Annotated in this window: 7 protein-coding genes; 3 read left to right on the top strand and 4 right to left on the bottom strand. The window is 59.2% G+C overall.

Annotation, left to right across the window (positions count from 1 at the left end; genetic code table 11):
• Positions 1-144: 144 nt before the first annotated feature.
• The 3 genes from C9413_RS23455 to C9413_RS23445 form a co-directional block, all read right to left on the bottom strand.
• On the bottom strand, positions 145-1,278 hold the full coding sequence (locus tag C9413_RS23455) for a pitrilysin family protein (protein WP_246703836.1): 1,134 nt from the start codon (positions 1,276-1,278) through the stop codon (positions 145-147).
• Positions 1,275-2,657: a pitrilysin family protein gene (locus tag C9413_RS23450; RefSeq protein ID WP_040114446.1), complete on the bottom strand. Its 1,383-nt coding sequence runs from the start codon at positions 2,655-2,657 to the stop codon at positions 1,275-1,277. Before C9413_RS23450 ends, C9413_RS23455 begins: the two co-directional genes overlap by 4 nt.
• A gap of 66 nt (positions 2,658-2,723) precedes the next feature.
• Positions 2,724-3,032, bottom strand: a complete 309-nt coding sequence (locus C9413_RS23445) for a hypothetical protein (RefSeq protein WP_170250965.1) — start codon at positions 3,030-3,032, stop codon at positions 2,724-2,726.
• A gap of 653 nt (positions 3,033-3,685) precedes the next feature.
• On the opposite strand from C9413_RS23445, the gene C9413_RS23440 reads away from it, so the two are divergent.
• Positions 3,686-4,642 (top strand): patatin-like phospholipase family protein, encoded by a 957-nt coding sequence (locus tag C9413_RS23440; RefSeq protein ID WP_040114180.1) that lies wholly within the window; start codon positions 3,686-3,688, stop codon positions 4,640-4,642.
• 12 nt (positions 4,643-4,654) lie between these two features.
• Here C9413_RS23440 and C9413_RS23435 read toward each other — a convergent pair whose 3' ends face one another.
• Positions 4,655-5,599 carry a LysR family transcriptional regulator gene (locus C9413_RS23435; protein WP_040114181.1) on the bottom strand — a complete coding sequence of 315 codons (945 nt, stop codon included), beginning with the start codon at positions 5,597-5,599 and terminating at the stop codon, positions 4,655-4,657.
• A 309-nt stretch (positions 5,600-5,908) separates the two neighbouring features.
• Here C9413_RS23435 and C9413_RS23430 point away from each other — a divergent pair, with 309 nt between their 5' ends.
• Both C9413_RS23430 and C9413_RS23425 read left to right on the top strand, forming a co-directional pair.
• A complete protein-coding gene (locus tag C9413_RS23430) occupies positions 5,909-6,499 on the top strand; it encodes a NodA family N-acyltransferase (RefSeq protein WP_040114182.1) in 591 nt (196 codons plus the stop codon).
• Between the two features lie 344 nt (positions 6,500-6,843).
• A partial coding sequence (locus C9413_RS23425; protein ID WP_281408669.1) for an acyltransferase family protein occupies positions 6,844-8,096 on the top strand: 1,253 nt, incomplete at its 3' end.

The following is an 8,096-nucleotide window of genomic DNA, read 5'->3' as shown; positions in this document are numbered from 1 at the left end:
CACCCGCCCCGCCCCACGATCCCGGCGAGCGCCCCCCGCGACCGGGTGTGCGCGCGGGGTGTGGGGTCGGGGCGGGGGATCGTCCGGTGGGGTCCAGCCCAGGTGGTGGGGGCGCGGGGTGGGTGGTTGGGGTTGGCCGACGCGTTAGCCGCCGATGACGTTTTTCTTCGCCGCTTCGAGCTCCTCCTGGTTGACGCCCCCCGCCGCCATCCGCCTCGCCTCGGCGCGAATGAGGGAGAGCGTCTCTGCGGCCCGATCCGGGCGGGTCCCCGTGTCGATCACTAGCGCCGAGGCATGGTCGTTGTTCACCAAGCTAGATCTGATGCCGTAGGCGAGCCCACGCTTCTCGCGCACCTCGTTCCAGAGCCTGGACGTGAACGCTCCTCCGCCGAGGATGTGGTTCATGAGATAGGCTGCGAAGAACTGCGGCTCTTTGTCGCTGATCGCGGAATAGGCCAGGCGCAGTCGGCTCTGAGGTAAATCATAGGGGACGCGAATTTCCTGCGCCAGCTTCGGCGCGGTGTCGGCGATCGGCATCAGCGACGGTTCGGCAGGCAATCCGCCGAATATCCGATCCAGATCGCGCTTGAGTGCGCTGGCATCGATCGCTCCCGCCACGGCGATGGCAAGGTTGCTGCGCGCGAAAAGCCGCTTATGAAGCGCCTTTAGATCGGAGGTCGCGACAGCGGCGAGGGTTTGCTCGGTGCCCTCGTTTCGCCGGGAATACGGATGATCGCCATAGAGCGCTTTCCTCCATGCGACCTGTGCGACCGCCTCCGGATCCTTGGCTTCCGCCATGATGCCGGAGACGATCTGCGCGCGGATGCGATCCACGGGCGCTTGGTCGAAGCGCGGCTGCTCGACGGCCAGCCGGAGAAGATCGAACGCAACATCCTTCTGATCGGCGACCACGCGCATGGAGCCGTAGAGCGCATCGCGCTCGGCGTCGAAACGCATATCGGCGCCGGCATCGTCTAGCCTCTCCTGGAAGGCTTCGCTGTCAAGGTCGCCGGCCCCTTCGTCGAACAATTGGGTCATGAGATTGACAAGGCCTTCGTTACCGGAAGGATCCTGCGTGCTGCCGCCCCGGAACGCGAAACGAATGGTGACGATCGGTACCGAATAGTCTTCCACCAGCCAGGCCTTGATCCCGCTCGAACCCTTGACTTCCTGGATGGCCATGGCCGCCCGCGCCGGCGTTGCGGCAAGACCCAGCAATACGAGCACGACCAGCAGTGGCTTGGTGGCCCCGATCGGCAGTCGGTTGAACATCGTCATTGGCTTTTATCTCCTGAGGTCGCGCTTTCCCGCGGCAGGAGATATCCCGCTACCGAGCGGTCCGGATTAAGATGTTTCTTGGCAACCGCCTGCACGTCCTTCGCCGTTACAGTGCGGACCCTCAACGGCCATTGCTTTAAGTCGTATGCAGTGCTGCCGGTCGCAAGCGCCTTTCCGTAGATGTGGGCCATTCCCGCCTGGCTGTCGCGTGCGAAGATCATCGAGCGCACCAAGCGGTTCTTGGCCTTCTCGAGCTCGACATCGGTAACGCCGGCGTCGATGATTTTCCGAACCTCAGCGTCGATCGCGTCTTCCACCGCCTCGATTTTCGCCTCGCCCCGCGGCGAGCCATAAACCGTGAAGCTCGACGGATCGAGCGATCTTCCGTCGAGATAGGCGCCGGCCCCGGAGGCTATTCCCTGATTCACCACTAATTCCTGATAGATCCGGCTGCGCGTTCCTCCGCCGAGAATTTCCGACAGAAGCTCGAGGGCTTCTGCTTCGCCCGGCTCGGTTATTCTGTAGGACGGCACCACCCAGGACTTCTGGAAGCTCGGCAAGGTCACGCGCGCATCGGTGAGCACGACCGTCCGCTTGGTGTTCTGCTCCGGCTCCTGCGGTCTGACCCGCGGCGGCAGGTCCCGGCCGCGCGGTACGGCTCCGTAGGTCTTCTCCGCTAGCCACGACACCGTCGCGGCGTCCACGTCGCCTGCCACGACCAGTATGGCGTTGTTCGGGGCATAGTAGCGATCATAGAACGCTACGGCGTCCCCACGATTGAGCTGTTCCATCTCGTGCATCCAGCCGATGACCGGGATGCGGTAAGGATGGTTCTGATAGAGGGTCGCCCGCATCTCCTCGTCGAGAAGCGCCTCGGGATTATCCTCGACGCGAGAGCGCCGCTCCTCGAGAATGACATCGCGCTCCGGCGCGATCACCGCGTCGGTGAGTACGAGATGGCGCATCCGATCAGCTTCGAATTCCATCATTGATTCGAGGGCTTCCGGCGTGACCGTCTGATAGTACGCGGTGTAGTCGGACCCCGTGAAGGCGTTTTGCTGGCCGCCGATCTCTGAGATCTTTGCGTCAAACTCACCCGCGGGGTGGTTCTTCGTGCCCTTGAACATCAGATGCTCCAGGAAATGAGCGATGCCGGATTTGCCGGGTGGCTCATCGGCGTTGCCGACCTTGTACCAGACCATGTGCGTGACGGTCGGCGTCCGGTGATCGGGTATGATGACCACCTCCATGCCGTTGCTCAGCAGGAAATTTCCGATCTCGGATTCGCCTCGCGGGGGCTCGACAGCCGCCGCTTCCCAGGTCATCAGAGTTTGCAGCGCAACCATGCTCAGCGCAAATGCGCGGATACGCGAAACCATTCCAACATGCATCATTTTGTCTCCCTAAAGGCAAGATTCTCGGGCCGATATTTCTTGTGGCTCGCCTTATTTTCGCACCGCAGCTAGGCGGGCCGGATCAACGGCGAGCCGCACGCCGGTGGCGACATCGACCAGCATGAACCGGTGCTCGCCATGGGTGGTCCGGCGGTAGAATGTGTCGCCCCCATTCAGCCAGAACGGCACCTCTGGGACATTGACGGTAAGCAGGCCATGGCGACGTTGGCCGTGAGTGCCCGCACGAAACCGGTCGGTGCTGGCGGCGGATGCGCAACACTCGGCGCGTTCGCCAGCGCCTGAGCACGCGGGTGCAGCCGAGGCCTCCGCCACGATGACAGTTCGTTTGCGAATATCCATGGACTGGCCGGGTTGGACCGATTGAGGAGTTGGCATCCGCACGAGGACAACCGCGGCAAAAGCGCTTGTGCAGCCTCGGCTCGACTACTTCTTCTGCAACTGGAACGTCCCGCAGCAGGCTGAGCGGACGTCGGCCCCGGCAGAAAGCATTGCGCTAACATTTCGATGTCTCCACGCGATTACGCTGGTCCGTGCCGCGTCTGCAAATGCCTGGACGCAATACGCGTGCCAAAGGAAAAACTCTTTTGATACAACGTAATCGATCGAACTGGCTGTCTCGCATGTTCGACATTGTCGTACATCGGACAATGCCAAGCGACATTCACCCGTTGCACGTCGGTTCGCCAAAAGTGGACCGCCGTCCACAGCGATGACACCGACCTGCGGCACCCTCTGCTTGGCCTCTCGATGCAGGTCTATGGCATCTATCTGCTACGAACGAGCTTTGTCCATAATCCACCCACGGTTTGATCGAGGCATGTCTGTGACGGCTCTCATCGCCAACGAAGATATCCCTATTTGCGATTCGTCCGCGGACGGGTCGCCGAATAGGATGACAGAATTGAATAGGTTCTGATCTGGTCTTCGACGGGCGCCGCTGCTACGGTCGCGCTCACGTAAGCTGACGAATTTCCCGTGGGTTGTGTTTCTTCATGTCGCTGGCTCCCAAAATCGCGATAGCCTGCCAAGGGGGAGGTAGCCATGCTGCGTTTGCGGCCGGTGTGTTGAGCGCCCTACTGGCGCCCCAGTTTCGTGATCGCTATCAGCTCGTTGCCTTGAGTGGGACGTCGGGCGGCGCCATTTGCGCTGCCTTGGTGTGGTCCGGGCTGATCCGCGGTGGCGCGGAGGAGGCTAGGCGCCGCTTGATTGACTTTTGGCGCGACCTTGAGGTGAATGACATTCTTGATGCGGTCGCTAATTTCTGGGCCGTGTCGTCGGCACGCCTCCCGGTCAGCGCCGAGGTCAGCCCTTATCTCTATAGTCCTATAGCCGAGCCGCGGTTGCGCGACCTTCTTACTCGCCACCTCGACCTTGCGTCGTTGCCGAGCGACCCCCATCGTCGAGCGAGTCCGAAGCTTTTGATCGGGGCGACGGACATCATTCACGGCCTCGGGGTGGCATTTGAGGGCGAAAGCTTGACGTACGATGAACTGATCGCATCGGCTGCGGTTCCCCCACTCTTCCGTGCCGTGCAGGCTCACGGCACTCTCTTTTGGGATGGGCTCTTCAGCCGCAATCCACCTGTGCGAGAATTCACCGACTTGCCGGAGCGGCCAGACGAAATCTGGGTGGTACAGATCAACCCGCAGCAGCGGAAACGCGAGCCACGGGCAATGCCGGAGATTATCGACCGTCGGAATGAGCTATCTGCCAACCTGGCACTCAGTCAGGAGTTGTTCTTCATTACGAAAATCAATGAGCTGCTCGCCCAGCATCCTTCACTTCGCGAACGCTACAAGCCTATCAACATCCGCGTCGTCGAACTCGAAGATGACCTAGACTATCCCTCAAAGCTGGACCGCTCCAGCCCGATGATCGACCGGCTCCTGCGGATGGGGCAGGAACGCGCACCTTGGTTCTTCGAGGGCGGATCGCTATGGCCACGCTAGACTCAGCTTAGCCTAGATCACCTGAGGCCCTGCGCCGAGGTCACGCGGCGAAACCATGCGCGACGCCTCCTGCGATAAGATCCCCCGCACCCAGAGGCTTGCCGGATCACCATTGTGAAGTGCAGGCCATTGGACGGCCTCAGTGAAAGCAGGAAGTGGCAGGGGAAGCTCGACGATCTGCAGGGGTATTGTTTTTGCGAAATGCTGCGCCAGCCGTAAGGGCATGGTCCCTATACGGTCGGTACCCGACACCATTGGTGGAATCATGCTAAAGCCCTGTACGACGACTTCAACACGTCTCGTGAAACCGTGCTCGAGCAAATACCATTCCTCGATGGAGGGCCTCCGCGCATTTCCGAATTTGGCCGCAACATGCCCGATCGACATGTATCTCTCGAATGTAAGCGGCTGTGATAGCTGCTGGTTCGTATGGCAGCCTATGCAAACGAGTGTCTCGTCGAACAGTCTCGCTCGAGGATGCGCGTTCGACATAAACAATTCCGGCAGAATGAGAAAATCGACGTCACCGCGCCGCAGAAGCTCCTGGTGGTCGTCGGCAAGCGGCAGAAATTCGAAGCTGACGGCGGGAGCTTCTCGCGCCACACGCTTCACGACCTTTTCAAAAAACGTGAGGGTGACGAAATCCGAAAGGATGATCCTGAAGCGGCGATCTGATTGGAAGGGATTAAATGGCTCCCAGGAAATAATGGAGAGCTGGATGTGCAGCAGTGTCTCGCGGGCTGCCGAGGCGAGCTCTTCCGCACGCGGCGTTGGGACAAGTTCTCGGCCAGCCATCGTAAACAGCTCATCTTGGAAATAGGCGCGTAACCGGGCGACGGCCGCGCTCATGGCCGGCTGGCTTAAGTTGATGCTGCGTGCCGCCGCCGTGAGGTTACGCTCGGTCATCAGCGCGTCGAGCGCCACGAGGAGATTTAGGTCAAGGCCCTTGAAACGCATATTTTCCTTCATTCATGGTGTGGATGTATACCATCCAAACAATCGATTTTACGAATTAAACGGGATGCCATTAGAAGAACATCAATTGATCAAAATCAAGTACATCGACCGCCTATTACGAGCGGTGCAGGAGGTAGCAAGTTGTTAGAGCGCATATCATATCGGAAACGCGGCGCTCACAATGGTTCTGCCACCTCAATGGGCTAGCATCACGATGACTGACGACAGCCTCTGGACGTTCACAATCACCCGCTGCTTCGATTGTGTGATCTGGTGCCTCAGGCAAACAGCAAAAATAAGGAGGTCGGCATGTGCTCTGAGGTGCGGTGGAAGCTGTGCTGGGAAAACGAGTTGGAACTCGCTGACCATGTAGAACTCGCCGAGTTCTTTCGCAAAACCTATGGGCCGACTGGGGCCTTTAATGCAAAGCCGTTCGAAGGTAGTCGAAGTTGGGCCGGAGCCAGGCCTGAGCTTCGGGCAATCGGTTATGACTCTAATGGTGTAGCGGCTCATATGGGATTGCTGCGCCGTTTTATAAAGGTTGGCACAGTCGATCTGTTGGTGGCTGAGCTGGGATTGTACGGGGTGCGTGCCGATCTTGAAAGGCTCGGCATCAGCCATTCAATCCGTGTCATGCTTCCAACACTGCAGGAGCTCGACGTCCCATTTGCTTTTGGCACCGTTCGCCACGAGCTACGGAAACATATTGCAAGGTTCGGCCGACATGGCCCGGTGACCGTTTTCTCGGACATTCTCACACAGTCCACGCTACCAGAGCCGCGTCTCGATAAGCCGCCCACGCGCATCGATGACGCACTTGTCATCGTTCTGCCAGTTGGACGGCCGATCTCCGACTGGCCCACAGGTGAAATAATTGATCGAAACGGACCGGAGCTATGACTGACCTTGATTGCACCTTCGAAGTGCACGGTGAGTGCACCGATGGCGCCGACTAGGCAGCGTTTATTGACGATCGCGCCATATCGCACACCGGAAAATCCTCGACGTGCTGCCCGCACCAGATGCTGATTTTTTCGGCATCGGCAGGTCCGGGCAGACCAGCCGAACTTAATCCAACGGCAGGCTGCTCAAGGGCGCGAACTTTGCATCCTGGCTGCAGGGCAGCTCTAGCTGCCACCCTGCGGCGGAGCCCTCAGTCAATCCAGCCAATCGAAAAATCATAGGTCCAGCTAATGCCGCGAGAATTTCGAACTGATATCCAAGCTCTGCGGGGGTTGGCTGTTTTGCTGGTTGTCCTTTACCACGCACATATTGGACCCTTCGCAGCGGGTTATCTTGGGGTTGATATTTTTTTCGTGATTTCGGGCTTTCTGATCACTAATCTGATCAGGACGCAGCTTGAGCAATCGCGGTTCAGCTTTTCGGAATTCTATTATCGACGCGCGAAGCGCCTGTTGCCGGCGGCCTATGTCGTCATTGCGCTTACGACGATCGCTACGCCTTTTTTCCTGTCAGATGTGGGCCTGCTGGAGTTCCAAAATCAAGTCTACGGGGCGCTCACTTTTTCCGGCAATATCGTTTTCTGGTTCCAGGCGGACTATTTCGGCGGGGCCGCCGAAACGAAGCCCCTCCTGCATTTTTGGTCGCTTGCTGTCGAAGAGCAGGGTTATCTGCTGCTGCCGGCCTTCTTGGCCCTGGCTCCCAAGCGATGGTGGCTGACGGGAGTTAGTTCGCTCCTCGTTGCCAGCCTAGTTCTATGTCTATATGTGGTCCCTCGTGACCCATCCGCTGCATTTTACCTTCTGCCGACCCGATTTTGGGAAATGGCCATTGGTTCATTCGGAGCCTTGCTTCCCACTACCTCACTCGTGACTGCCAGGCTTGCGAAGCTGCGCCTCCCGGCGCTCGCATTTATCATCGTCGCCCCTATGGGTTTCGCACATCCCGTAGTGGATGCCGCTTTGGTTTGTTTGGCAACCCTGACCCTCCTGCTTGCGCCCAGCAGGGATAATCTGGCGGTTCGAGGCATGGCAAGGGTAGGTGACGTCTCCTACTCGCTCTATCTGATCCACTGGCCCGTGCTTGTCTATGTGCGGGCTGTTTGGCTGGCAGATGCTCCTGCCCTTGCGATCTATGCGGCAGTTGCTTTCTCATTTGTTGCGAGCTGGGCTCTTTACCATTTCGTGGAGGAGCCATTCCGGCGGGGGCACGTTATGTCTCGCATACGGCTTGCCTCAGGACTCGTTGCCGCATCGGTTCTTCTTGGCTTCTCGCCCTCAGTCGCTATCGCCACAACCGACAGCACCGTTGACTTTGCGAAGATCCGGCGGATCAACTTCGGCCTGGGAAGAGCATGTGATTTCAGCCCCGGATCGCCTCCTCAGGCACTCCCGACGAACTGCCAGACAACAACCAGACCCGAATTGCTAGTCTGGGGCGATTCATTTGCCATGGCACTGGTTCCCGGCGTGGCCCCTACAGTCGGCGCAGCCGGCCTGGCTCATCTCACGCGCAGCGGCTGCTTCCCCGCCATGGG

The sequence above is a fragment of the Rhizobium sp. SEMIA 4085 genome (assembly GCF_013004495.1).
Taxonomy (GTDB): Bacteria; Pseudomonadota; Alphaproteobacteria; order Rhizobiales; family Rhizobiaceae; genus Rhizobium; species Rhizobium gallicum.
Note: the sequence above shows the minus strand (reverse complement) of the source record. Positions and strands in the feature narration are given on the sequence as shown.